Source organism: Amycolatopsis jejuensis (assembly GCF_000717335.1).
GTDB classification, from domain to species: domain Bacteria; phylum Actinomycetota; class Actinomycetes; order Mycobacteriales; family Pseudonocardiaceae; genus Amycolatopsis; species Amycolatopsis jejuensis.
In genome coordinates, this window is sequence record NZ_JNYZ01000023.1 from 63,205 (window position 1) to 87,458 (window position 24,254).

26 protein-coding genes are annotated in these 24,254 nt (G+C 69.5%); 17 read left to right on the forward strand and 9 right to left on the reverse strand.

Features of this window, described 5'->3' with window-relative positions; translation table 11 throughout:
- The 4 genes from OO71_RS29730 to OO71_RS29745 all read left to right on the forward strand — a co-directional run bounded on the left by OO71_RS29730 (window position 1) and on the right by OO71_RS29745 (window position 2,590).
- Complete coding sequence (locus tag OO71_RS29730) at window positions 1–930, forward strand: hydroxymethylglutaryl-CoA lyase (RefSeq protein WP_033293248.1); 930 nt, start codon at window positions 1–3, stop codon at window positions 928–930.
- The gene (locus OO71_RS29735; protein WP_033293249.1) at window positions 920–1,351 is read left to right on the forward strand and encodes a GNAT family N-acetyltransferase; all 432 of its coding nucleotides are present in this window, start codon (window positions 920–922) and stop codon (window positions 1,349–1,351) included. The genes OO71_RS29730 and OO71_RS29735 overlap by 11 nt, the downstream gene beginning before the upstream one ends.
- An 82-nt stretch (window positions 1,352–1,433) precedes the next feature.
- Window positions 1,434–2,330, forward strand: a complete 897-nt coding sequence (locus OO71_RS29740; protein ID WP_245633824.1) for a TNT domain-containing protein — start codon at window positions 1,434–1,436, stop codon at window positions 2,328–2,330.
- Complete coding sequence (locus OO71_RS29745; RefSeq protein WP_033293251.1) at window positions 2,327–2,590, forward strand: hypothetical protein; 264 nt, start codon at window positions 2,327–2,329, stop codon at window positions 2,588–2,590. The genes OO71_RS29740 and OO71_RS29745 overlap by 4 nt, the downstream gene beginning before the upstream one ends.
- On the opposite strand, the gene hisN is transcribed toward OO71_RS29745, so the two are convergent.
- A complete protein-coding gene (gene hisN / locus OO71_RS29750) occupies window positions 2,584–3,375 on the reverse strand; it encodes a histidinol-phosphatase (RefSeq protein WP_033293252.1) in 792 nt (263 codons plus the stop codon). The genes OO71_RS29745 and hisN overlap by 7 nt on opposite strands.
- A gap of 42 nt (window positions 3,376–3,417) precedes the next feature.
- Here hisN and OO71_RS29755 point away from each other — a divergent pair, with 42 nt between their 5' ends.
- Window positions 3,418–4,119 (forward strand): response regulator transcription factor, encoded by a 702-nt coding sequence (locus OO71_RS29755; RefSeq protein WP_033293318.1) that lies wholly within the window; start codon window positions 3,418–3,420, stop codon window positions 4,117–4,119.
- Between the two features lie 12 nt (window positions 4,120–4,131).
- Window positions 4,132–5,415 carry an ATP-binding protein gene (locus tag OO71_RS29760; RefSeq protein ID WP_033293253.1) on the forward strand — a complete coding sequence of 428 codons (1,284 nt, stop codon included), beginning with the start codon at window positions 4,132–4,134 and terminating at the stop codon, window positions 5,413–5,415.
- A gap of 3 nt (window positions 5,416–5,418) precedes the next feature.
- On the opposite strand, the gene OO71_RS29765 is transcribed toward OO71_RS29760, so the two are convergent.
- From OO71_RS29765 to OO71_RS29775, 3 genes are read right to left on the reverse strand one after another with little or no spacing between them, the layout of a single operon-like run.
- Entirely contained in the window at window positions 5,419–5,943 is a 525-nt protein-coding gene (locus tag OO71_RS29765; RefSeq protein ID WP_033293254.1) for a GtrA family protein, read from the reverse strand.
- 37 nt (window positions 5,944–5,980) lie between these two features.
- Window positions 5,981–6,478: a GtrA family protein gene (locus OO71_RS29770; protein ID WP_033293255.1), complete on the reverse strand. Its 498-nt coding sequence runs from the start codon at window positions 6,476–6,478 to the stop codon at window positions 5,981–5,983.
- A gap of 10 nt (window positions 6,479–6,488) precedes the next feature.
- The gene (locus OO71_RS29775; RefSeq protein WP_033293256.1) at window positions 6,489–8,726 is read right to left on the reverse strand and encodes a sigma-70 family RNA polymerase sigma factor; all 2,238 of its coding nucleotides are present in this window, start codon (window positions 8,724–8,726) and stop codon (window positions 6,489–6,491) included.
- A gap of 249 nt (window positions 8,727–8,975) precedes the next feature.
- On the opposite strand from OO71_RS29775, the gene OO71_RS29780 reads away from it, so the two are divergent.
- The 4 genes from OO71_RS29780 to purE all read left to right on the forward strand — a co-directional run bounded on the left by OO71_RS29780 (window position 8,976) and on the right by purE (window position 13,185).
- Window positions 8,976–9,827, forward strand: coding sequence for a hypothetical protein (locus OO71_RS29780; RefSeq protein WP_033293257.1), 852 nt, complete (start codon window positions 8,976–8,978; stop codon window positions 9,825–9,827).
- Window positions 9,828–9,871: 44 nt separating this feature from the next.
- Window positions 9,872–11,194, forward strand: coding sequence for a glycosyltransferase 87 family protein (locus OO71_RS29785; RefSeq protein WP_033293319.1), 1,323 nt, complete (start codon window positions 9,872–9,874; stop codon window positions 11,192–11,194).
- A 287-nt stretch (window positions 11,195–11,481) separates the two neighbouring features.
- Window positions 11,482–12,666 carry a 5-(carboxyamino)imidazole ribonucleotide synthase gene (locus OO71_RS29790; RefSeq protein WP_033293258.1) on the forward strand — a complete coding sequence of 395 codons (1,185 nt, stop codon included), beginning with the start codon at window positions 11,482–11,484 and terminating at the stop codon, window positions 12,664–12,666.
- A gap of 21 nt (window positions 12,667–12,687) precedes the next feature.
- On the forward strand, window positions 12,688–13,185 hold the full coding sequence (gene purE, locus OO71_RS29795; protein ID WP_033293259.1) for a 5-(carboxyamino)imidazole ribonucleotide mutase: 498 nt from the start codon (window positions 12,688–12,690) through the stop codon (window positions 13,183–13,185).
- Here purE and OO71_RS29800 read toward each other — a convergent pair.
- Window positions 13,182–13,640, reverse strand: a complete 459-nt coding sequence (locus OO71_RS29800; RefSeq protein WP_033293260.1) for a hypothetical protein — start codon at window positions 13,638–13,640, stop codon at window positions 13,182–13,184. The two genes, purE and OO71_RS29800, sit on opposite strands and share 4 nt — an antisense overlap.
- 67 nt (window positions 13,641–13,707) lie before the next feature.
- Window positions 13,708–15,381: a class I adenylate-forming enzyme family protein gene (locus tag OO71_RS29805; RefSeq protein ID WP_211260637.1), complete on the reverse strand. Its 1,674-nt coding sequence runs from the start codon at window positions 15,379–15,381 to the stop codon at window positions 13,708–13,710.
- 108 nt (window positions 15,382–15,489) lie between these two features.
- On the opposite strand from OO71_RS29805, the gene OO71_RS29810 reads away from it, so the two are divergent.
- A complete protein-coding gene (locus OO71_RS29810) occupies window positions 15,490–16,647 on the forward strand; it encodes an acyl-CoA dehydrogenase family protein (RefSeq protein ID WP_033293262.1) in 1,158 nt (385 codons plus the stop codon).
- 71 nt (window positions 16,648–16,718) lie between these two features.
- Here the strand turns inward: OO71_RS29810 and OO71_RS29815 are convergent, their stop codons facing one another.
- Complete coding sequence (locus OO71_RS29815; RefSeq protein ID WP_033293263.1) at window positions 16,719–17,564, reverse strand: lipocalin-like domain-containing protein; 846 nt, start codon at window positions 17,562–17,564, stop codon at window positions 16,719–16,721.
- A gap of 178 nt (window positions 17,565–17,742) precedes the next feature.
- Between OO71_RS29815 and OO71_RS51745 the strand changes: the two genes are divergently transcribed.
- The 5 genes from OO71_RS51745 to OO71_RS29835 all read left to right on the forward strand — a co-directional run bounded on the left by OO71_RS51745 (window position 17,743) and on the right by OO71_RS29835 (window position 21,028).
- Window positions 17,743–17,892 (forward strand): hypothetical protein, encoded by a 150-nt coding sequence (locus OO71_RS51745; protein WP_156096610.1) that lies wholly within the window; start codon window positions 17,743–17,745, stop codon window positions 17,890–17,892.
- Window positions 17,893–17,937: 45 nt separating this feature from the next.
- Entirely contained in the window at window positions 17,938–18,657 is a 720-nt protein-coding gene (locus OO71_RS29820) for a DinB family protein (RefSeq protein ID WP_033293264.1), read from the forward strand.
- Window positions 18,658–18,701: 44 nt separating this feature from the next.
- The gene (locus OO71_RS29825; RefSeq protein WP_156096611.1) at window positions 18,702–19,505 is read left to right on the forward strand and encodes an alpha/beta fold hydrolase; all 804 of its coding nucleotides are present in this window, start codon (window positions 18,702–18,704) and stop codon (window positions 19,503–19,505) included.
- Between the two features lie 64 nt (window positions 19,506–19,569).
- Window positions 19,570–20,490: an esterase/lipase family protein gene (locus OO71_RS29830; protein WP_033293266.1), complete on the forward strand. Its 921-nt coding sequence runs from the start codon at window positions 19,570–19,572 to the stop codon at window positions 20,488–20,490.
- Between the two features lie 115 nt (window positions 20,491–20,605).
- On the forward strand, window positions 20,606–21,028 hold the full coding sequence (locus OO71_RS29835) for a hypothetical protein (protein WP_033293267.1): 423 nt from the start codon (window positions 20,606–20,608) through the stop codon (window positions 21,026–21,028).
- On the opposite strand, the gene OO71_RS29840 is transcribed toward OO71_RS29835, so the two are convergent.
- Entirely contained in the window at window positions 20,964–22,844 is a 1,881-nt protein-coding gene (locus OO71_RS29840) for an elongation factor G (RefSeq protein ID WP_033293268.1), read from the reverse strand. The genes OO71_RS29835 and OO71_RS29840 overlap by 65 nt on opposite strands.
- 276 nt (window positions 22,845–23,120) lie before the next feature.
- On the opposite strand from OO71_RS29840, the gene OO71_RS29845 reads away from it, so the two are divergent.
- The gene (locus OO71_RS29845; protein ID WP_033293269.1) at window positions 23,121–23,549 is read left to right on the forward strand and encodes a DoxX family protein; all 429 of its coding nucleotides are present in this window, start codon (window positions 23,121–23,123) and stop codon (window positions 23,547–23,549) included.
- On the opposite strand, the gene OO71_RS29850 is transcribed toward OO71_RS29845, so the two are convergent.
- Window positions 23,544–24,248 (reverse strand): TIGR03089 family protein, encoded by a 705-nt coding sequence (locus OO71_RS29850; protein WP_033293270.1) that lies wholly within the window; start codon window positions 24,246–24,248, stop codon window positions 23,544–23,546. The two genes, OO71_RS29845 and OO71_RS29850, sit on opposite strands and share 6 nt — an antisense overlap.
- Window positions 24,249–24,254: the final 6 nt, after the last annotated feature.

The window sequence follows — 24,254 nt, forward strand, 5'->3', positions numbered from 1 at the left end:
GTGGGTGCTCGAGAGGTCGGCCTGCCGGAACGGGTGCCTGCGGCCGGACTGCCGCCGCGGGTGGAGATCTGGGAGGTCGGGCCGCGCGACGGGCTGCAGAACGAGGACTCCGTCGTCCCGGTCGAGGTCAAGCTCGAATTCCTGGACCGGCTCGCCGGCGCCGGGCTGACCACCCTCGAGGCGACGAGCTTCGTGCACCCGAAGTGGGTCCCGCAGCTCGCCGACGCCGAGCAGCTGCTCGCCGGGCTCGACCGGCGCGACGGTGTGCGGTACCCGGTGCTGGTGCCGAACGACCGCGGCCTGAACCGAGCGCTCGACGCCGGGGTCGACCACATCGCGATCTTCGCCAGCGCCACCGACACCTTCGCCCAGCGCAACCTCAACTCCACTTTCGAAGACCAGTTCGCCATGTTCGAGCCGGTCGTCACGCGGGCCCGCAAGGAGGGCCTGGAAGTCCGCGGCTACCTGTCGATGTGCTTCGGCGACCCGTGGGAGGGCGTGGTGCCCGCCGAACAGGTCGTGCGCGCGGGCAAGCGGCTGCTCGACTTCGGCTGCTCGCAGCTTTCCCTCGGCGACACCATCGGCGTGGCGACCACGAACCAGGTCACGCGGCTGATCGAGGCGTTCGGGGACAAGTCCGCACTCGCCGTGCACTTCCACGACACCTACGGCCAGGCGCTGGCCAACACCGAGGCCGCCCTGCGCGCCGGAGTGTCCACTGTGGACTCGTCGGCGGGTGGGCTCGGCGGCTGCCCGTACGCCGAATCCGCGACGGGCAACCTCGCCACCGAGGATCTGGTGTGGCTGCTCGAAGGACTGGGGGTGGAGCACGGCGTCGACCTCGGCAAGCTGGTGGAGACCAGCGTGTGGATGGCCGGGCAGCTGGGCCGCCCGTCGCCGTCACGAGTCGTCAACGCGATTGCCGGCTGAGAAGGAGCACGTCCGCGGCGAGGCGGCGGATGGAAAACCGTTGGGGCTGCTGGCAGTCGTCCACGGGGAACCGCTCGGCTGGGTCGCGGTGTCGCCGCGGGCGGACAACCCGCGGCTCACGCGGTCGCGCGTGATGGCGTCGGACGAACCGGGCGCGGTCTGGGCCATCACGTGCTTCTATGTCGATCGCCGCGGTCGTCGGCGTGGGCTCGCGAGCGCGTTGCTGCGCGCGGCCGTGGACTACACGGCCGAGCACGGCGCGGACTGCGTCGAGGGTTACCCCGTGGCGGACGGTGCCCGCGCCGCGAACGATCGGTACCACGGGACCACCGGCATGTTCACCCGTGCGGGGTTCGAGGTGGTGCAGGAGCGCGGACCGGCCCGCGCGTTGGTGCGGCGGCGGATCGGGTTCGCCCGATAAGGTGGCATCCTCGTTCGTCCGGAACCTCCCGGTGCGGACCGACGTCCGAACCGGTGCCGGCACGACCGAGAAGAGGGTGCCCGTGTCCGACCAGCCCCACCCGGCCGACTCCGATCCGGCCCGCCCCGACCGCGACCCCGCCCGCCCCGATCAGGCCCACGCCGATCGGTCCCACCCCGAGCTGGCCCACACCGACCTGGCCACCGGCCCGGTGCACGTGCCTGCCCAGTACGGCGGGCTGCTGGAGCGCGGCTTCGACGAGGTGCCCACGCCGCCGTCCGGTACCGGAGTGCTGCCCGAGCAGAGCCGCCGCGTGGGTGCGCTCCCGACCGATCGCGAGAGTGTCCTGGCGCTGTTCGCGGTCCACATGTTCCCGCTCGGGTACCTGCCGGTGGCCGCGGACCGGCCGGAACGGCAGCTGCCTCCGGCGGATTCCGTCGCCGAGGGAGTGCGCTGTCCGCCGTTCGACCATCCGGAATCGGCGTTGCTCGACGACCGTGCGGTGCTCGGGTACGTCAAGCAGGGCTACCGCCGTTCCCCGGTCCCGCCCGCGGATCCGGAGCCGCCCGCGGCTGTGGCCGAGGGGTACGAGCCGCCCGCGGGCGCGGAGTGGGAACGGCGGTTCGTGGCGGGCGCCGAGTACGTGTGGCCGCCCGCGCAGCGGTTCCCCGAAGGCGGCGCCGAAGCGCCGGAACCGGTGGTACTGCCGGAAAACACGCTCCTGGACCGCTTCGGCGGCGACCACGGCCGGGTGTTCGCGCCGGACGGCACGCCGTTCGCCGAGCGCGCGTTGCCGCCCGCGGCCCTGCGGTCGGGGTACCGCCGGTACCGCGTGCTGAAGCCGATGCCGGTGTGGCAGTCGACATCGGCGGAGTGGTTCGGCGGGCCGGGCGGCGGAATCCGCTACCGTACGGTGCTTTCCGCGGACGAACTGGTCACGCTGGGGTTCTTGGTCGACGTGCGGCGGGAGACACGGTGAACACGCAATCGGTGCGGAAGTGGCTGGACGTGATCGGGGTACCGGAGGAGGTCGTCTCCATCGGCCGCGAGGCGGACAACACCTGGTGCCTGCAGCCGACCGCGGACGGCGGCTGGGAAGTGTTCTGGCGCGAGCAGGGCAACCGCTACGACTGGGCCGCGTTCACCTCCGAACAGGTCGCCTGCCACTACCTCTTCGGCAGGCTGACCTGGTCGCAGGTGGTCCGGGGCGCAGTCGGCGTGCTGCCCGGCGCTCACTGACGGCGCAGCACCGCCAGCGCCTCGTCGTGGAGGAGGCCGTTCGTGGACAGCGCCGAGCCGCCCTCGTAGGTCTCCGCGCCGGAGAGGTCGCTGAACCGGCCGCCCGCCTCGGTCACGATCACCTGCGCGGCGGCGACGTCCCACGGGTTCACAATGCACTCGGCGGCCACGTCCAGCGCGCCCTCGGCGACCAGGCAGTGGTGCCAGAAATCGCCGAACGCGCGCGATTCCCAGCACGCCTCGGTGAGCGCGAGGTACTTCTCGCGGGAGTGGTACTCGATCCAGGTGTTCAAGTCCGTTGTGGACAGGTACGCGTCGGACAGCGCACCCACCTTCGACACCGACAGCTGCCGCTCGCCCGCCGCGTCGCGCAGGTGCGCGCCCTCGCCGCGGGCGGCCCACCAGCGGCGGCCGAGCAGCGGCGCACTGATCATGCCGACCACCGGCGTGCCGTCCTCGACGAGTGCGATCAGCGTGGCCCACACCGGGACCCCGCGCAGGAAGTTCTTGGTCCCGTCGATCGGGTCGAGCACCCACGCCCGGCCTTGCGCGCCCGCCGTGCCCCCGCGTTCCTCGCCCGCCACGGCGTCGCCGGGACGTTCGGCGGCGAGGATTTCCCGGATCTTGTCCTCGACCGCAGTGTCGGCGTCGGTGACCGGCGTGCGGTCCGGTTTCGCGGACACCGCGAGGTCCAGCGCGCGGAAACGGGCGGTGGTCAGTGCGTCGGCGGCATCCGCCAGCCGGGTGGCGAGAACGAGGTCATCCGAGTAGTCAGGCACGGTCACGATGGTTTCACGGCCGTTCGCCGTAAGGTTGGCCAGGTGAGCATGGTCCTACTTGCCGAAGACGATCCGGCCATCGCCGAGCCGCTGTCCCGCGCGCTGCATCGGGAGGGGTACGAGATCGAGGTCGTCACCGACGGCCCGGCGGTCCTCGAAGCCACCGCCGCACACCGGGTCGACCTGCTCGTGCTGGACCTCGGGCTGCCCGGGATGGACGGGCTCGAGGTGTGCCGCCGGCTCCGCGCCGCCGGTACCGAGCTGCCGGTGCTGATGCTCACCGCGCGCACCGACGAGGTCGACTTCGTGGTGGGCCTCGACGCGGGCGCCGACGACTACGTGGCCAAGCCGTTCCGCCTCGCCGAACTGCTCGCCCGGATCCGCGCGCTGCTGCGCCGCAGGGTCCCGGAGGTGCTGGAGGCCGGCGGCGTCCGGATGGACCTCGGCGCGCGGCTCGTCACCGTCGAGTCGCAGGAGGTGCAGCTCGCGAACAAGGAGTTCGAGCTGCTGCGCGTGCTGATGAGCCGGGCCGGGCAGGTCGTGAGCCGCGACGAGATCCTCGCCGAGGTGTGGAACGACCTGGAGTCGAAGACGTCGAAGACTCTCGACATGCACATGTCCTGGCTGCGCCGCAAGCTCAGCGTCGCCGCCGACGAGGTGGCCGGGCGGCCCGGCCGTCCCGGGCATTCCGACGGCGAACGGCGCATCGCGACCGTGCGTGGCGTCGGGTTCCGGTTCAATGTCGAGTAGCCGCGGATGAGCATGCGCCGCCGGATCCTGCTGGCGATCCTCCTCGCCGTGCTGGTGACGGCGGCGGTACTCGGCATTCCGCTCGGCATCACGGCGTGGCGGCTGGTCGAGAACCTCAACCGGGAAAGCCTTGCCGAGCGGGCCCGCAACATCGCGGCGACGGTGGACACCCAGGTCGCGAACGGCCAGGAAATCGACATCGAGCAGTTCCGCGTCGGCGTCCCGGACGGCGGCGCGCTGATCGTGCGCACCGACGGGCTCAACGAGAAGCGGCTCGGGACCGACCCGGGTCCGGACCCGGTGATCGAATCGGTGCCGACGGCGCGCGACGGAACGGTGATGCTGGCGATTCCCAGCGGTCCGGTGCGCACGAGGCAAACCCAGGCGACGTTGCTCGTCGTGCTGCTGGTGGTGTTGTCCGTCGGCACCGGGGCCGTGGTGGCCACGGTGACCGCGCGGCGGCTGGCGAAACCGCTGCGGCACGTCGCGGACCGGGCGTCGCGGCTGGGCGGCGGCGATTTTCGGCCGGACCCGAGCCGGTACCACGTGGCCGAGCTGGACATGGTCGCCGAAGCACTGGACACGTCGGGGTCCGCGCTGGCGCAGCTCGTACAGCGGGAGCGGCAGCTCGTCGGTGACGTCTCGCATCAGCTGCGCAGCCGGTTGACCGCGCTGCAGCTGCGGCTGGAACCGTTGACCGGACACGAGGATCCGGACGTCGCCGAGGAATCGCGCGCCGCGCAGGAGCAGGCCGACCGGCTGGCGCAAGCCCTCGACGAGCTGCTGGCGGCGGCCCGCGCCGCCCGTGAGGTGGACGCGGAGCCGGTGGACCTGCCGGTCACGCTGCCCGCGGTCGCCGAGGAATGGCGGCAGCTGCTGCGGGTCGAAGGGCGGAACCTGCGGCTGAAAATCGCGGACGGCCTGATGGTGCGGGTGACCCCGGCGCGGTTGCGCGAGGTGATCGGGGTGTTGCTGGACAACGCCCTCCGCCACGGTGCGGGCACCGTCACGCTGTCTGCGCGCCGCGGTGACGCGGAGGGCACCGTGGTGATCGAGGTCGCCGACACGGGGTCTGGCGTGCCGGACGAGCTTGCCCCGCACATCTTCGAACGCGGCTTCTCCGGCGGCGGCTCGACCGGCGTGGGCCTGGCTCTCGCGCGGGCGCTGGTGGAGTCCGACGGTGGACGGCTGGAGCTGTCGAACAAGCGTCCGGCGGTGTTCAGCCTGTTCCTGAAAGTGCCGCGCCCGGACGACGTCGGGGAAGTCCGCTGGCCCGCGGAGCCGGTACCGCGCTGAGGGTCAGCGCGGGAGGCGGGTGACGCCTTCGCGCCGCCGCTGGCCCAGCTCGTCCGGGAACACCCACTTTTTGAAGCCCCAGAAGCGAAACACCATCGCCAGCAGCATGCCGATGATCGAGCCGCTGGTGAAGTCCGCGATCTCCTGCACGAGCCGGGACACGTGCGGCACTTCGAGATGCAGCATGTACCGCGACATCAGCAGCGGGATCAGGTTCACCACCACCGCGACGCCGCTGATCACGAAGAACAGCGCGGCCTCGTGGGTGCGCTCGCGGCCGCCGCGGGTGCGGAAGGACCATTCGCGGTTCAGCACGTACGACACGATCGTGGCGACGATGATCGCGATTGCCTTGGCCGTGGTGGGTTTCGACTCCAGCACGCTCAGCTTCAGCAGGTACCAGACGCCGTTGTCGACCAGGAACGTCGTACCGCCGACGATCGCAAACTTCAGCAGCTCGCGGTGTTTCACGAGCACCGAGCGCAGCGGCTCCGGGGTGCGGGCGAGCACGGTTTCGACGACGGTCACGTATCGCAGTCTAGAGAAGCCGAGGTCATGGCCGGTCTCAGGCGGCCTTGCGGTCCGGAACATCCGGATTGTCCGCGACCGGGACCACCCGCACGCCCTCCTTCGGGAACACCCATTTCTTGAAGGCCCACCAGCGAAACAGCGTGCCGAGCAGGGTGCCGAGGATCATCCCGCTCACGAAGTCGGCCGTTTCCTGGGCGAGCAGGGTCACGTGCGGCACCTGCAGGTGCAGCGCGTACCGCGAAATCCACTGCGGTACCGCGTTCAACCCCAGCGCGACCCCGCTGATCAGGAAGAACAGCGCCGCTTCGTGGGCGCGCTCCCGCCCGCCGCGGGTGCGAAAGGCCCACTCGCGGTTGGCGACGTAGGAAAAAATCGTGGCGATCAGCACACCGACGATCAGCGCCGTGACCGGATGCGTCCGCAGCACGGTGAACTTGAGCCCGTACGTGACCGTCAGCGTGATCACGAAGCTGATGCCGCCCACCACGGCGAAACGGACCAGCTCACGGTGCTTCGCCAGGAGTTCGCGCACGCGGCGGACGCTACTCCGTGAACCAGCCGAAGAAGCCCCGGGGTTCGACCGACGGCGGCTGCTTGCCCGGGCTCCCGTTACCCGGCTTGCTCGGGCTCGGGTCCGGCGGCGCGCTCGTGGTGGTCGCCGGAGCACTGGAAGTGGACTCCGGGGTGTCTTTCGCGGGCGTCGTGGGCGGCGCCTCGGTGCTGTGTTTCGTGGAGTGCTTCGACGACTTCGGCGTGCTGGTCGTGGACGACTCCGGGGAGGACGTCGGCACCGACACCGCGCTCGGGTTCGGCACGTCGCACGCGGCCGGCCAGCAGCCCAGGACCACCTGCTTCGACTTCGACGCACTGCCGAGCGTGGCCGTGACATTGATCGGGGCGCCGTGTGCCGGACGGCCCTTCACCCGCACCCACAGCGGGATCTGCTGACCCGGTTTGAGGGCTTGCCGGCTCGTGCAGGTGAGCCCGGACTCGGTGGTGTCGCAGTCGAACAGGCCGAAGCTCCACGACGCGAACGCCGGGTGGTCGACGGTGACCGTGACGGGTTTCGTGGTCTCGCCGAGGTTCCGGACGTGGATGTCGATGACCGGACGCGGGTTCCACGGGAACGGCCGTCCGAGCGGCTCGGCGTACAGGGACAGGTCGTCCTTCGGAGCCTTGACCTTCACCTGGACGCTGACCTGCACGTTCACCGAAGCGCCCGCGGTGACCGATCCGGTGACGGTGCCGCCGGTCGCGTCCTCGCCGGCCTTCAGGTGGAACGTGAGCACCGCCGACTGGCCGGGCTGCAGCCCGCTGCCGGTCTTGCAGGTGACGGTTCCGGTGCCGCCCGGGCACGAAACCGCGAGCGGCGCCGATTGCGCGGCCGCGCTCGAGTACGAGCCGACCGCGCCACCGCCGCCGGCCGGGACCGCGGACACGCCCTTCGGCAGGTTCAGCGTTGCCTGGACCGGGTCGGACACCGTACCGCCGTCGTTACGCACCGTGATCGGCAGCGCGACCGGCGAACCGTCGGGCTGGAGCTCGACCCCACCGGGCGGCATCGACGCGGACAGCTTCGGCGGGGCAGCCGGGGTTTCCGCGGGCGGTGCGGCGGGAGGGGCCGCAGGCGGCGGAACCACCGGCGGAGGCGCGGGCTGGGCAGGCGGCGGTGCGGCTGGCGGTGCCGGTGGTGCAGCAGGCGGCGCGGCGGGCGGGGCCTGCGGTGCGGGCTTGGGCGCCGGTGCGGCGGCCGGGGGAGGTGCTTGCTGCGCGGTCGGAATCGACTGCTGCCCGCCACCGGCGGCCAACGCGACGGCGACCGCGGCCACCATCGCAGCACCGGACACCGCGACCCCGGCGAACTGCCGTGGCGCGGACGCCGCTGCCGCCGCTCCTGCCTTCGCCCCGCCTGCTGCGGCGGCTCCGGCTCCGATGGCGGCGGCACCTGCGGTCGCCGCGCTCGCCTTGGCTGCGCCGATGGTGGCCAGGTACCCGAGTGCGGCACCGCCGAGGACGATCGGGGCGATGATCGCGCGCAGACCGCCGTTGACGTCGGCCAGTTCGGCCGCCAGCGCCCGGCACTGGTCGCATTCATCGAGATGGTTCTCGACCTGGGCGCGCTCACGTTTGGACAGCCCGTCGCGCGTCCACGCGCCGAGCCGCTCGGCCGTGGCGCGGCACCGGTCGGAGCCGTTTTCCTGCAGGTGGACCTGCAGATACGCCTGCCGGAGACCTTCGCGGGCCCGGTACGCGAGCGCCGACACGCCGTTCGCGGTGAGCCCGAGCAGCGGCGCTACCTCGGCGGGGCTCTGCTGCTCGATTTCGGTGTGCCACAGCACTGCCTGCCAGCGTTCGGGCAGCCGGGCGAACGCTTTCGCGGCCATCGTGCGCTCGAGGCCCGCGACCGCGGTGTCGGAGAACGGCACGGTGAGCGCTTCACCGGCGGTCCCGCCGACGTCGCTCATGTCCTCGTTCAGGTCGATCCGGCGGTCGCGGCGGGTCTTGTCGTACGCCGTGTGCCGCAGCGCCGTGAGCAGGTACGCGCGGAAGGCGCTGTCCGGGCCTTTTCCGCCGCGCAGGGTGTCCAGGACCTTCGAGAACGCCTCGGACACCAGGTCGTCGGCCTCGGAGCTGGACCGCGCGAGCTGCCGGGCGAGGTTGTGCGCCGCGGCGCTGTGCCGCTCGTAGAGCGGGCCGTAGGACGCGATCTTCCCCGCGCGCACCTCGGCGATCAGCTCGGCGTCACTCTTACCGGAGAGATCGGCGGGAACGGTGGACACGAGGCTCCTTAGGCTGCGCACGCGGCGAGGTACCGCGCTGCTTACTACAACGCGCACCAAGTGTGACGGATGCGGCGACACGCGTCACGCCGTGGTCCGGCTGTTGCCTCGGTAGGCGCAGCAAGTTCACCCGGCGTCCCGGGAACGCGAGAAAAAGATCGGCGGAAACGCGTCACGCGAACGGGTCGGTGACGTCCCCTCGATGGCTGGGGACAAGATCGACAGGAACCGGAAGGAGCTGGGGGTTCGGTGGACGTACCGGCAACCGGGTCACGGTCCGGCTCCGCAAGCGGCCCGTCGGGGAACGCGGCGCGGGCGAGGTTCGATCGGGACCGGCATCTGCGCGCGCTGCGGGCCCGCTGGCGCACGGCCAGTCTGGCGGCCGGCTGGCGGTTCCCGAGCGACTGGGCGCTGCCCGAGGTCGACGCGGTGTGCGCGGCGGTCGTGCGGCACGGTTCGACCGGCGCGGAGACCGCGCTGGCCGGGCTGGGCCGGGCGCGGGCTGCCGCCGGGGCCGGGCTGTCGGAAACGCTGTCCGACCTGGCTGCCCTGCACGCGGTGCTCGCCGATCCGGACGCCGTCGACGGTTTCGTTGCCCCGGACGTGGACGCCACACCCGCCCGATTACTCCGGGTGACCGCGCTTGCCTGGGCTGACGTCGCCACCGACCAGCTCGTGCACACCGAGGTCACCGACCCGCTCACCGGGCTTCCGTCGGCCGCCTACCTGCGCACCCGCCTCGGTGAGGTCTACCGCGGCGAGGTCGCCGACGCGCACGTGCTGCTCACCGTGTCGCTCGACCTGACCTCGGTGTCCGGCTGGCCCCGGCTGACGGCGATGATCCTGGCCGCCGATGCCGTCCGGGCGGTGTTCGACACCGGCGAGTGCTACGCGACGATCGGCCCGTCCGCGGTCGCCGTGCTGGCCGAGCGCAACGAACGGCTGGCCACCCGCGGGGTCGCACTGCGGAGATCTCTCAACGAACGGCTTTCGGTGGACCCGCAGCTGCGTGACGTCGCCCGTCCGCTTGTCTCAGCGGTGCGGCTGCCTGCCACGCACGACCGTGCTTGTGATCTTCTGACGGAGCTGGCACACCGCTGAACCCTCCCCGGCCAGTGCGGGAGCGTTCGTGCTTTGCTGGTGTGGTGACCAGGACCGTACCCTCCGCCGACGACCGCGAAGCTCCGGTGAGTCCGCCGCGCCTGGCCCTGCGCCGGTCGCTCGCGCGGCTGTCCGTGCGCCCGCGGTCGATCTTGATCCTGTCGGTGATCCCGGTCATCGCGGTCGGCGTCGGCATCTGGGCATGGCTGCACGACTGGAACCTGGGCGTGGACAGCGCGGTCTACCGGGCCGGCGCACTGCAGCTCTTGCGCGGCGACAACCTGTACGACGCGAACACGCTGCCCACCGAACCCGGCTGGGCGCTGCTGCCCTTCACCTACCCACCGACCGCGGCGCTGCTGTTCGCCCCGCTGGCGCTCGTGCCGGTGCAGGTGGCGTGGGGTTTCCTGACGGTGGTTTCGCTCGGCGCGCTGGCGCTGTCGGTGCGGATCGCGATCGGCACGCTGCCCCGCCCGGACGCCGACGGCCCCCGCTGGTGGGCCTCGCCCGCCCGGTCGACGATCGTGTTCTTCGTCGTGTTCCTCGGCCTGGAACCGGTGTGGCGCACGCTTTTCCTCGGGCAGATCAACCTGATCCTGATGGCGATGGTCCTGCTGGACATCCTGGTGATCGGCGCCCGCGGCAGCCGCTGGGGCGGGGTCCTCGTCGGCGTCGCGGCTGCGATCAAGCTCACGCCGATCGTGTTCGTGGGCCACCTGCTGGTCACCGGCCGGTGGAAGGACGCGCTGCGCGCACTGGGCACGTTCGCCGGCCTGCAGGCGCTCATGTTCGTGGTGAACCCGCACGACTCGTGGAAGTACTGGACCAAGACGCTGCCCGACACCGGCCGCATCGGCCCGGTCCACTGGGCGGGCAACCAGTCGCTCAACGCGCTCATGAACCGCGCCACCGACCTGGCCCCGTGGGCCTCGAACGCCGCGATGGGCATCGGCGTGCTGCTCGCGATCCCGGCGCTGTGGCTGCTGATCCGCTTCCACCGCCGCGGTCAGCCGCTGGCCGCGGTGCTCGTGACGGCGTTCTGGATCCTGTTGATCTCGCCGATTTCCTGGTCGCACCACTGGGTCTGGGTCGCGCCGCTGGTGGTGCTGCTCGTGTCCCGGCTCCCGAAAACGACCCCCGCGACGGCGTGGAAACGCTGGCTGGGCACATTTTTGGTGGCGTTCGTGTTCGTGAGCTGCGTGCTCCTGATCCTGCCGAACGGCCGCAATGTGGAACTGCACTGGCAGGTGTGGGAAAACGTGCTGGGGGACGCGTACATCCTGATGCCGCTCGCACTGGCGGCGGCGCTGATCCTGCGGTGGTGGTTGCTGCGGCGGGCGCGGAAGCGGGCCGAGGCGGCGCCTTAGCTGCGCAGGTCGCCGGTGGTGTGCCGGGTCTCGCTGGTCCGCGGAGAGTTCGTCGACGCGGAATGGCGACATCGCCGTTTCACGAGTGGGTCGCGTTCGCGAAGCTGCTTCATCAACTCGGCGGGATTTTCCACCGCCACCCGAGCACGTCGCCGAGGCCGGTGGGGAAGCGTGGCGGCCGGGTGTCGCGTGTGGTGAGTATTCCGGCGGCCACGCCCAGCAGGGGGTGCCGTCGCTGCAGGTCGCCGGTGGTGGGCCGGGTCTCGCACAGTAACCTGGGCAGCGTTATGGACAAACGTACCGGTCTTCCCGTCGTCGGCATGGTGGGTGGTGGGCAGCTCGCCCGCATGACGCAGCAGGCGGCGATTTCGCTTGGGCAATCACTGAAGGTGCTCGCGGCCGACGAGGGGGATGCGGCTGCGCTCGTGGCCAGCGACGTCGTCCTCGGTCACCACACCGACCTCGATGCGCTCCGCGAGTTCGCCAAGCAGGTCGACGTCGTCACCTTCGACCACGAGCACGTACCCGGCGAGCATCTGCTCACCCTCGCGCTCGAGGGGTACGTCATCCGCCCCGCGCCGACCGCGCTCGGGTTCGCGCAGAACAAGCTCGTGATGCGCGAGATGATGGCCGGTCTCGGCGTACCCGGTCCCGCGTTCGCTGAAGTGTCCACTGTGGACGACGTCACCACGTTCGGTGGCAAGCACGGCTGGCCGGTGGTGCTCAAGGCGTCGCGCGGCGGGTACGACGGGCGCGGCGTCTGGATGCTCGACACCGCGCAGCAGGCCCGCGAGACCGTCCCCGAACTGGTCGACGCAGGCACCGAACTGCTGGTCGAGGAGAAGGTGACGATGAAGCGCGAGCTGGCCGCGCTCGTCGCCCGTTCGCCGTTCGGCCAGGGGGCGGCGTACCCGGTGGTCGAGACCGTGCAGACGGCGGGCATCAACACCGAGGTACTCGCACCGGCGCCGGGGTTGTCCGAATCGCGCGTGCACGAGGCGCAGGAGCTGGCGCTGCGCATCGCGTCCACGCTCGACGTCACCGGCCTGCTCGCGGTCGAGCTCTTCGAGACCGACACCGGCCTGCTCGTCAACGAGCTCGCCATGCGCCCGCACAACTCCGGGCACTGGACCATGGACGGCTCGCGCACGTCGCAGTTCGAACAGCACCTGCGCGGCGTCCTCGACTACCCGCTCGGCCGTACCGACCTGATCGCGCCGGCGTGCGTGATGGCGAACGTGCTCGGCGCCGACGTCTCCCCGCAGATGAGCCCGGACGAGCGCGTGCACCACCTCTTCGCGCGATACCCCGAGGTCAAGATCCACTTGTACGGCAAGCAGGATCGGCCGGGCCGCAAGCTCGGGCACGTCAACTTCGTGGGCGACCGGATGGACGATCTGCGGAACCGTGCGCTGCTGTCCGCGCACTGGCTGTCCCACGCCGTCTGGCTCGACGGCTACGAAATTCACTGAAATCCGTTGAAGGGGTACACAATGGCGCCGCAGGTGGGCGTGATCATGGGCAGCGACTCCGACTGGCCGGTGATGGAGGCCGCCGGGCAGGCGCTGGCCGAGTTCGGCGTGGAGTACGAGGTCGGCGTGTACTCGGCGCACCGGACGCCGCAGCGGATGCTGGACTACGCGAAGTCCGCGGCCGGTCGGGGAGTGCGCGCGATCATCGCGGGCGCCGGGGGTGCCGCGCACCTGCCGGGCATGGTCGCGTCGGCGACCGTGCTGCCGGTGATCGGCGTGCCGGTCCCGCTGAAGTACCTCGACGGCCTCGACTCGCTGCTGTCGATCGTCCAGATGCCCGCGGGCATTCCGGTGGCGACGGTGTCCGTGGGTGGGGCGCGCAACGCAGGTCTGCTGGCAGTCCGCATCCTGGCCGCGGCAGACCCCGAGCTGCAGGCGAAAGTGTTGCAGTTCCAAGCGGATCTGGAGCAGCTGGTGCTTGAGAAGGACGCAAAACTGCGCGAGAAGGCGGGTTTCTAGTACCGCCAGGGGATGTTCGCGCAGCCCGGGTATCCGGCCTTCCCGGCGGCGGTGGCCAGCGCGCTCTGTGCATCGTCGGCACGGGTCTTGTAGTCGGCCAGATTCAACGCGGCGACGAGGTCGCTGCCGGGCCCACCCGGACTGTTGGTGTACTTCAACGCGTCCTGCCACACGTCGCGGACTTCTCGCAGTGACTTGGTCATTTTCTGCCAGCTGTCGCGGAATCCGCCGTCCGCTCCGGCCTCGGCGAACTCCTTCTCCGCCGCGACGGCCGCGTCGATTTCCTTCGCGATCCTCGGCGCTGTATCGCGGCCGGTGTCGTGGTCGGCGGTGACCGGCTGGGCGTTCACCACCTCCTTCACCGTCGCGCACGCGTCGTCGGCCTTGTCCTGAATGGACGCACAACTGGTCAGCGCGAGCGCCAGTACACCCCCGGCTGCGATGAGCTGCTTCACCCGAGTCCTCCCCGTCCGATCCGGTCGGCACACGCTAACCGGACCGTCCGGGGACCGGTCCCGGAGCTCAGGCCGGGGCGGGGAGCCGGTTCCGCAGTTCCCGCTTCAGCACCTTCCCTGCGGCCGACACCGGGATCTCGTCGACGAAGTGCACTTCCCGCAATCGCTTGTACGGCAGCACCTTCTCGTTGACCGCGGCCATCAGCTGCCCGGCGTCGACCTCGATACCCGGCTGCCGGACCACGAACGCCACCGGCAGCTCCCCGACCTCCGGGCTCGGCCGTCCGATCACCGCCGCCGAAAGCACGCCGGGCAGCGCGCTCAGCAGCTCCTCCAGCTCCCGCGGGAAGACGTTGTATCCCTTGTACAGCAGCATGTCCTTCTTGCGGTCCACAATGGACAGACAGCCGTCGTCGTCGAGGACGCCGATGTCACCGGTGTGCAGCCAGCCGTCGACCAGCGCCGCGGCCGTTTCCTCCGGCCGGTTGCGGTAGCCGCGCATCAGCTGCGGCCCGCGCAGGCACACTTCGCCTTCCTGCCCGGCGGGCAACGGTTCCTCGCTGCCTTCGGCGACAAGTTTCACCTCGGTGTCGAAGACCGGCCCGCCGACTGACCCGACCTTGCGCACGCCGGAGCGGTAGCTCGGCGCGACCACCGCGCCCATCGTCACCTCGGTGAGGCCGTACCCCTCGCCAATCAAGACCCCCGGGAACCGCTCGTGCAGTGCGCGGATCATGTCGTGGCTCATCGGCGCCGCGCCGGAGCCGATGGTGCGTACCGACGAAAGACTGGCCGTGTGGAAGGCGGGCGTGGCCAGCAAGGCCGCGAAGAGCGCGGGCGCGCCGCTCATGGACGTGACCTGCAGGCGCTCGGCGTCGGCGACGTACGCGGCCGGGTCGAACCGGGCGTGCAGCACGATGGTGGTGCCCAACAACAGCGGTCCGTTGAGTCCGGCGATGACGCCCATGGCGTGGAACCACGGCGTGAGGTTGATGGCGACGCCGGTGCCGAGTCGCGTCGGCCACTCGTCCGTGCTGCCGATCTGGTTGAGCTTCAGGTTGCCGTTCGTGTCGAGTGTGGGTAGGGAGCCGGTCTGCCAGCAGGCGTACTGCAGGGTGTTGGCGACGACGTTGCGGTGGGTGAGTTCGACGCCTTTCGACCTCCCGGTGGTGCCGCCGGTGTAGGCGAGGTGGGCGAGGTCGTGGTGGACGTCGATGGGGACGTCGGGCCGGGTCGTGGGCTGTTCGCGGTGGAATTCGCCGAATTCGACACTGTTTTCGTCGAGTTCGGCTTCCGGCGCCACGATAATCGTGAGCTGTGCCGGAATCCGGTCGGCGACCGCGGCGAGCGTCCCGGCCACCGGGCCGAACGTGACCACGGCTTTGGCCTGGCAGTCGGTGAGCTGGAAGGCGAGGTCGTCGGGCGGGAGCAGCGGGTTCGTGGGGCTGAACGTGGCGCCGGCGAGCAGGATGCCGTGGTAGGCGACCGGGTACGCGAGGCAGTTGGGCAGGTGCACGGCCACGACGTCGCCGCGGCCGATCCCGCGGGCCCGCAGCGCATTCGCGAAGCGGCAGGCGGCGGCCCAGGTCTGGGCGTACGTGAGCCGGTCTTCGCCCATGATGAACGCAGGACGGTCGCCGTACCTGGTCGCGGCGCCGGCGAGCACCGAACCGAGCGGGACCTCGGGGTAATCGAGGGAAGCGGGCAATCCGGGCGGCGGGGTGGACGCGACGACGGCCATCACCCGACCTTACGAAGATCGCAGGCCCGAGCACAAGGAGTGAACGGACGTGAACGCGGGCTAACATCGGGGGACTTTCTCCGTTCACTGCAGAAGAGGTGACTGAACGTGGCCGAGGGCCTCTACCAGCTGGCCGAAGAGCACGAAGAACTGCGCGCCGCGGTCCGGGCTCTCGCCGAGAAGGAAATCGCGCCGTACGCGGCGGAGGTCGACGAGCAGGAGCGCTACCCGGTCGAGGCGAACCAGGCGCTGGTGAAGGCCGGGTTCAACGCGGTCCACATCGCCGAGGAGTACGACGGCCAGGGCGCCGACGCCGTGGGCGCGTGCATCGTGATCGAGGAGGTCGCGCGGGTGGACGCGTCGGCGTCGCTGATCCCGGCGGTCAACAAACTGGGTACGCAGCCCATCATCCTGTCCGGGTCGGAAGACCTGAAGAAGCTGGTCCTGCCGTCGATCGCAACGGGCGAGGCGTCGGCGTCGTACGCACTGTCGGAGCGCGAAGCAGGCTCGGACACGGCATCGATGCGCACGCGCGCCCGCCTCGACGGTGATCACTGGGTGCTCAACGGCACCAAGTGCTGGATCACCAATGCGGGTGAATCTTCGTGGTACACGGTCATGGCGGTGAGCGACCCGGACGCGGAGAAGAAGGCCAACGGCATTTCGGCGTTCGTGGTACACAAGGACGATCCGGGCTTTTCGGTGGGCCCGAAGGAGAAAAAGCTGGGCATCAAAGGCTCCCCGACCCGCGAAATCTACTTCGAAAACTGCACCATCCCGGCCGACCGCATCATCGGCGAACCGGGTACCGGATTGAAGACGGCCTTGCGCACTTTGGACCACACCCGCCCGACCATCGGCGCGCAGGCGTTGGGAATTGCGCAGGGCGCGCTGGACGCGGCGCTTGCGTATGTCAAGGAGCGCAAGCAGTTCGGTAAGGCGATCGCGGATTTCCAGGGGGTGCAGTTCATGCTGGCGGATATGGGCACGAAGATCGAAGCCGCCCGGCATTTGGTGTATGCGTCGGCTGCGGCGTCGGAGCGTGGTGACAAGCGGGCGAGTTTCATGGCTTCAGCGGCGAAGACGTATGCGTCGGATGTGGCAATGTCGGTGACGACGGATGCAGTGCAATTGTTCGGCGGCGCGGGTTATACGCGAGACTTCCCGGTGGAACGCATGATGCGGGATGCGAAGATTACGCAGATTTATGAGGGGACGAACCAGATCCAGAAGGTTGTGATGGCGCGGAGTTTGCTGAAGGGCTGAGTTTTTCGGGACGTCGTAGGGTGGCCTTGCCGTTACCGGGCCACCCTACGACGAAGAGGACGCGGCTACGTCTATCCGACAACGTCGGTGTAGCCGTGCCCGGTAACGGTATCGCCGCGGAAGATGCCGGTCACCGTGCACACGCCACCGTAGAGACCTTCGCGGGAGCCGGGCAGCTCGCGGTGGGTGACTGTGAGCACTGCGTCGAAGGTGGGGATGGTCAGCTCCCACGTGTTTTCGCTGCCGGTCCGAGTGGCACCGGCGAGGGTGTGAGTGCCATCAGCGTCGAGCGCGGTGAGCCAGGAGCTGCCGTCGCCGGAGGTATCCCAGACGCTCAGGTACCGGCCGGAGCCGAGATCGAGGCCCAGCCACGTGAAGCGCGGGGGCTCATTGCCGGGGGTCGCCCACTGGCGGTCGAACCAGGTTCGCCCGGTGACCTGGTACTCGGTGCCGTTGGTGGTGATCGTCCCGGTGGTGGTCAGGCCGGGCAGCGCGTACTGGCCGGTCTGGCCACCACAGAACGGGAACAGCCCGGCTCCGGCGTTGTACAGCACAGGTTCGTTGCGCCGTAAGGCAAGTTTGACCACCGCGTCGTCCGTGGCCCCGGATACCTCCATGCCGTCCAAGTCGCCGTGCATCTGAAGGAGGGGGGTTTTGATCTCGAACGCGTCGGTGGACACCGTCACGTCGTCGCTGCTTTCGACAGCTTCTTTCAAGCTGGTATGGCCTTCGGGCTCCTGCAGCAAGGCGACGACGCTGTGGCACGTGTGATTCGTGGTCATTGCCTGGATTTTCACCCAGAACTGGGTGTCCCCGGCGCGCAGCTGGGCGGTGTACCACCAGGAATCCACCGGATGCGAAGCGGAAGCAGGCAGTTCGTCGGCGGGGTTGATCAAAGTCGGGTGTGTGGTCGTCATGGCGGCTCCGTAAGTCAGGGGGTGCTGGAAGCGGGTTGAACGGGTTGCGCAGACAGAAGGCGGTGAGGAATTCGATGGACTTGCCCGAGGGTCTGCAGTACTCGAAATTTTGCACTAAGTGGAGGAAAAAATTCCACTTAGTCCCGCGGAAAAGTGATATGAGTCACATGGTGCTCAGTTGTTAGCACTCCGGGATGCGCGGCCAAAGTCCGTCGCGCAGCTCACGATTATCGTGGCGCTGGAAGCTGAACTCGACGAAAACCGTTTCGAGTTCAGCGAATTCCACCGCGAACCGCCGCTGGCGGCGCGGAGTTTGCTGAAGGGCTGAGCTGGCGACGCGGAATTGTCGGTGCCCGGGCCTACCATCCGGAACATGACGCGATACGTCGACGAGGACCTGCACGATGCCGAGTTCCGGGAGTGTGATCTGACCGGGGCGCGGCTGATCGGGGTCGTCATGCAGGATGCCGTGATTGATGGGCTCGTCACCAACCTCGTGGTGAATGGGGTCGAGGTCAGTGGGTACGTCGAGGCGGAGCTGGATCGGCGGTATCCGGTGCGGGTGCTGATCCGTTCCGAGGATCCGGCCGATCTGCGGGAGGCAGCGCGGCAGCTGCATGCCGGGTGGGCCGCCACGGTCGAGCGAATGCGCCGGACGCCCGGGATCGAGCGGCGCAGTGTGAATGACGAGTGGTCGGCGGTGCAGACGATGCGCCATCTGGTCTTCGTGCACGACTCGTGGTTCCGCCGCTGCTGTCTGGGTTCCACGGAGCTGTTCACGCCGATGGGGATCGGGCCGAGTGTCGAGCCGTATCGCGAAGCGCATGGACTGGACCTCTCGCTCGAGCCGTCTCTTGACGAGATCGTGCGCGGGCGTGCTGCGCAGGTCGCGGAGCTCGAAGCCTGGCTCGGCGAGGTCACTGCGGCGCAGCTGGCCGCGCCTGCGCCGGTGCCTGAGGACGATGTCTGGCCGCCCTATGCCCGGGGTCGCTCGGTGCGGCGGTGCCTCGGGACGGTGCTCAACGAGACCTTCGAGCACCATCGCTTCTGCGTCCGCGACCTCGACCTGATCGATGAACAGGACGGTGCGTAAGGCTTCTCCGCTGAGCAACGGCTTGCCAAGCCGGCGGATCGGGTGTGACATCTCAGGTCATGCCGATGATGATCACCCCCGCCGGGCAGCGCGTGCACTACCGCGACCACGGCGGTGACGGCCCGCCGGTCGTGGTGCTGCACAGCTTTCTCATGGACCTCTCCATGTGGGACCGGCAGGTCGACGCTTTCCGGGACGGGTTCCGGATCATCGCCGTCGACGAGCGGGGGCACGGGGAAACGCCCGCCGACGGGCCGTTCGGCTACTGGGACGTCGCGCGGGACGTGCTGCACCTGCTCGATCACCTCGGGGTCGAGCGCGCTGCGGTAGTCGGGACCAGTCAGGGTGGGTTCGTCGCGCTGCGCATGGCGCTGCTCGCGCCGGAACGGGTTACCGCGCTCGCCGTGCTCGGCACTTCCGGGGAGGCCGAGGACCCGCAGGTCGCCGAGGGGTATCGGCAGCTTGCCGGGATCTGGGCTGCCCAAGGACCGGACTCGGTGATCGACGCCGTCGCCGCCATCTGTCTCGGGGAGACCGACGCCTCGGCGTGGACGCCGAAGTGGCGGGCGGTCCGGGGGGAACGGTTCGAGCGGATCGTGGGGGCGCTCGTCGACCGGGACGGGGTGCTCGATCGTGCAGGCGAAATCACCGTGCCCGTGCTGGTGCTGCATGGCACGGCGGACCTGGCGTACCCCGTGGCGCGGGCGGAGGCGCTCGTCGCCGCGCTGCCGAAGGCCGAACCGCTCGTCACCATCGACGGTGGTGCGCACTTCCTCAGCGTCACCAACCCCGATGACGTCTACCCCCACTTGCGTGAATTCCTCGACGCGCATGCGGACGGAAAGTAACTGCGTTTCCCTTTTCCGGGTTCCGCGTTAACTACGGCATCGGGTTCACAGAGAGGTGGGGCGGATGGGCGCACGGGGATTCGTGCTCGCGGCCGCGGCGGTGGTGGCTGCCGCGCTGAGCACCGGTACCGCGTCGGCGGCGGAGAAGGAGCCGACCGGGCCGGTGCAGCCGAACATCATCGCGGCGGCGCTCTACTCGGTCGCGCAGCCGACGATTGCGCCGCCGGGTGCCAATGACTGGGACTGCAAACCGTCCGCCGCGCACCCGAATCCCGTGCTGCTGTCCAACGGCACCACCGCGAACGCGTACGAAAACTGGGCGAATCTGTCCCAGCGGCTGGCCGACGCGGGGTACTGCGTGTTCGCGGGCAACTTCGGCGGCTCGCCGGGTGCGTTCCTGCAGACTGTCGGCCCGGTCGCCGGGACCGCGGGGCAGCTCGCGACCTTCGGTGACAAGATCCTCAAAGCCACCGGGGCAGCCAAACTCGACATCGTCGGGCACTCGCAAGGCGGGATGAATCCGCGGTACTGGATCAAGAACCTCGGTGGCGCCACGAAAATCGGCAAGCTGATCGGGCTGTCGCCGTCCAACTACGGCACGAGCCTGTACGGGCTGCTCACCGCAATCCAGGCGATCCCACCCGCGCGTGACCTGGTGGGCGTAGCTTGTGCGGCCTGTAACGAACAGTCCACCGGATCCGCATTCCTCACCGAGCTCAATGCCGGGGGCGACACTGTGCCGGGTATCGACTACACCGTGATCCAAACCCGATATGACGACGTTGTCACGCCTTATCCCAACGCATTTCTCAAGCCCGCGCCGAACGTGAAGAACATCGTGCTCCAGGACCTCTGCGGCCTCGACTTCACCGACCATCTGGGGATTCCCTACGACCCGATCGCCCAGCGCGAGGTGCTCAACGCGCTCGATCCGGCAACCGCGGTGCCGCCGAAATGCGTATTCGTGCCACCGGTGATCAGCTGAAAACCTCCATCGCATCTGGTAAGGTTTGCCTTAGCGAAGGTACAAACGCGAACATTTTTCGGACCCGCGGGCATTTCGGTTGTGCAATCGGGGTTTCGATGTCACAGTCGGCGACATGCTTTGGCCGCTCCCCGACACCTGGCAGCCGCGTGATGACGCCGAGCTGGTCGCCGGCTGGCGGCTCTGGCTCGAGCTGAGCGACCGCGCATGGCCGACCGCAGCATGGGACGGCACCCCCGCCGGTGCCGTGGACCAGCTGCGTGGCCTGCTCGACGCGTGCGACGACATCGACGCTGCATGCCGGGTTTCCGGGGAACCGTCACGGGAATTTTCGGGCATGATCCAGCCGCTGGTGCTGTCCGCGAGCGCGGTGATCGGCCTGTGGTGGGACGATCACGCACCGCTGGATTCCGCCCGTGCCCGTTCGCTCCACGAGGACCTGCGCCGGTTCGCGGTCCTCGCGGAGCGGGTGCTCACCCTGCTGTCCGCCCACGGCGGCTGGGCGCAGCTCGATTCGGCCCGGCGCCGCCCGGCTTGAGCCGGTACTCGGCGAAACCGGTCACGAGCGTGCCCTCGCCCTGCGTGGCCGCGGGCAGCCATTGCTCCAGCTCGTGCACCGCGACGGCGGGGAGATGACCGTCCACAGTGCACTGGGCACCGGTGACCACCGGCTCGCCGGGCACCGCGCGTAGTTCGACCAGCTTGCGCAGTACGGCGCTCACCGCGGCGGCCGGTGCTTCGATCTCGAACGCGTGCACCGGCTCGTACACCCGGGTTCCGGCCTCGCGAAGGGCGTCCCGCAGCACAAGCCGGGTCATCCCGCGGAAGTCCCCGGCCGTGCTCACCGGGGAGGAAAACCCGCTGTGGGTAAGGGTGACCGTGCAGTCGATCACTTCGCGGCCGTGGAGTCCTTCGTGGAGGGTTTCGTACACAGTGTCCTCAATGGCCTTGTGGAAAGCCAGCGGAAGGGACCCGAGTTCGACCTCGAGGTGGTAGCCGATCCCGGAGCCGGGTGGCGCCGGTTCCACGCGGAGCCCGACGGTGGCCCAGAAGAACACTCGCTCGTCCGGCGCGCGGTGCCGCACGCAATGTCCAGTCCCAGGTAGACGCTCGACGAGCAGTGGCCGTGACTCCTCGAACTCGGCGGCGATCACGAACTCCTCGGCGAGTGTCGCGCGGATGACCTCCTTCTGGACCTCGCCGTACAACCGGACGGTGATTTCCCTTTCCCGGCGCCGGATGGTGATCAGCGGGTCCTGTTCGGACAGTCTGGTGAGGGCGGAGTACAACGCTCCGGCCTGGTCCGGATCGGCTGGCCGGACGAGGGTTTCCAGGCTTGGTGGTGCGAAAAGCCGGTCGGGTGGCCGGTCGGTGCCTTCACCCAGCCGGTCGCCGATCCGGATTTCCGGCAAGCCCCGGACCTGCGCGACGTCACCGGCCAGTGCATCACCGGTCACCGGGGTGGCGCCGTGTTCGTACACCCGCACGGCGGTGGGCCGACCCTGCCGGAGGGGCTGACGGGCGGTCAGAGAGCCGGAAAACACGCGTACGTAAGCGATTTTCTCCCCGGCGGGGCCGCGCTCGATCTTGAAGACGGTCGCGTCGAGTGGTCCGTCCGCGCAGCGTTCGCGGGAGGGCAGCAGCTCGCGTACCCCGCTGACGAGGTCGCCCACCCCGGCGCCGGTGATGGCCGAGCCGAAGAAGACCGGATACACCGCAGCCTTGGCGACCTGGCGTACCAACGCTTCCCGATAGTCCTCTTCGGACACCTCACCGGCCACATAGGACGCGAGGAACCGGTCGTCTTCGGCGAGGACGTCTGCCAGGTGCTCGTCCGGCGGTAGTGGCGCGGGCTTCGCTGCGGCGGTACCGATTCCGGTCACTGTGGACACTGCGACACACTTCGGGGAAAGCTTGGTACGCAAGGATTCCAGCAGCTCGGCTTCGCGAGCTCCGGTGCGGTCGATCTTGTTCACGAACACCAGCACCGGAATGCCGAGCCGGACGAGGGTGCGCATCAGGATGCGGGTCTGCGCCTGCACTCCCTCCACTGCGGACACGACGAGCACCGCGCCGTCGAGTACGCCGACGGCACGTTCGACCTCCGCGATGAAGTCGGAGTGGCCTGGGGTGTCCACGAGCGTGAGCCGGTGGCCGGGCGTGCTGACCGCCACGACGGCGGACTTGATCGTGATCCCGCGCCGTCGTTCGAGGTCGAGGGAATCGGTTTGGGTGTTGCCGTCGTCGACGCGGCCGGCGTGGTCGATCACGCCGGTTTCGAAGAGCAGCCGTTCGGTGAGACTGGTTTTACCGGCGTCGACGTGCGCCAAGATGCCGATGGTGAGTGCTTTCATGCAGGTGGAGGTCCTCGGATGCGGGGGACAGGCCGAACTGGGGTCGATCGGACTGTCGGCGCATCGGGTCTCCTAGCAGTCGGAAAGCGGGGCGGCTGGACGGTACCGCCGGGCACGGTGGCGAGTACACCGATTTTCGGACCCGCCGGTGAAGGGCGCCCGGATTGCGGCGCCTGTCGGTTTCTTATCGATCACTCGCCGAGGCCCCTCCGAAGGTGCTCAGCGCCCTACCGTTGGCCGGGTCAGTGGAATTTTCACCTCTCGGGAGCTGTCTCCATGATCACTCGAGTCAAGGACGTCGCGCTGCTGCTCGGCCGGATCGGCGTCGCGGTGGTGTTTTTCGCGCACGGCCTGCAGAAGTGGGACAACGGGGTCGGCGGCACCACGGCCATGTTCGACCAGTTCGGCATCCCGCTGCCGGGGATCGCCGCGGTTCTGGTGATCGTGCTCGAGCTGCTCGGGTCGGTCGCGTTCGTGGCCGGTTTCCTGCTGCCGGTGGTCGCGATCGGGTACGCGATCGACATGCTGGGCGCGCTGCTCGCCGTGCACGCCTCGAACGGCCTGACCGGCGAGGGCGGTTACGAGCTGGTGCTCGTGCTCGGCCTCACCGCGCTGGCGCTGGGCTTCAACGGTGGCCGGCTGTCACTGGACCACGTGCTGTTCCGCCGCCGTCGCGAAGGGGCGCACGAGCTGCAGAACTCATGACGGCAGGTCGGCGGTAGTGCGTTCGGCCTCGCGGCGGGCGGGCAGTTTCGCCGGGTCGGCATGGGTGACCTGGACGAGGTGCGCGCTCGCCGCGAGCGGGACCAGGAAGCCGTCGAGTACGCCGTCCGGGATCGTCCAGTCTATTGTGGACAGTACCCGGTCGGCGGCAGTCAGGCCGAGTTTCCCGGCGCGGGCAGTGGCTTCCGTCCATACTTCGTCCACAGTGGACGTGGCGAGTGCCGGAGTGTCCCCGGGTACCGGATGCATCGGGACGAACTGGTCGCCGGACATCCGGGCCTCGGTGAGGTAGTCGAGTGCCCCGCCGGACGGGGGTGTGCTCAGCCCGCGGCCCATCGGGTCGAGCGAGACCACCGCGACCGCCGGTGCGTCAACCTCCTCTTCCGGGCCGGTGAACACCACCCGGGCGCCGTCCGGTTCCGCGACGACGTGCGCGCCGCACCACCACGCGCCGAGCAGCACTCCCGCGGTCTGCCAGTGCGCGGGCAGCCGCACCGCGACGGCGTCACCCGGCTCGACGTCGAACTCGTCGACCAGCCAGTTCGCCGTTTTCGCCGCCCAGTTCGCCAGGGTCGCCACGGAGAGTTCCACGCGGCTGCCGACCCGGTCGTCGTAGTGCGTGACCAGCGGTTTTGCCGGTGCGGCCAGAAGCGGGCGGAGCAACTGCTCGGTGAGACTCATGCGCCA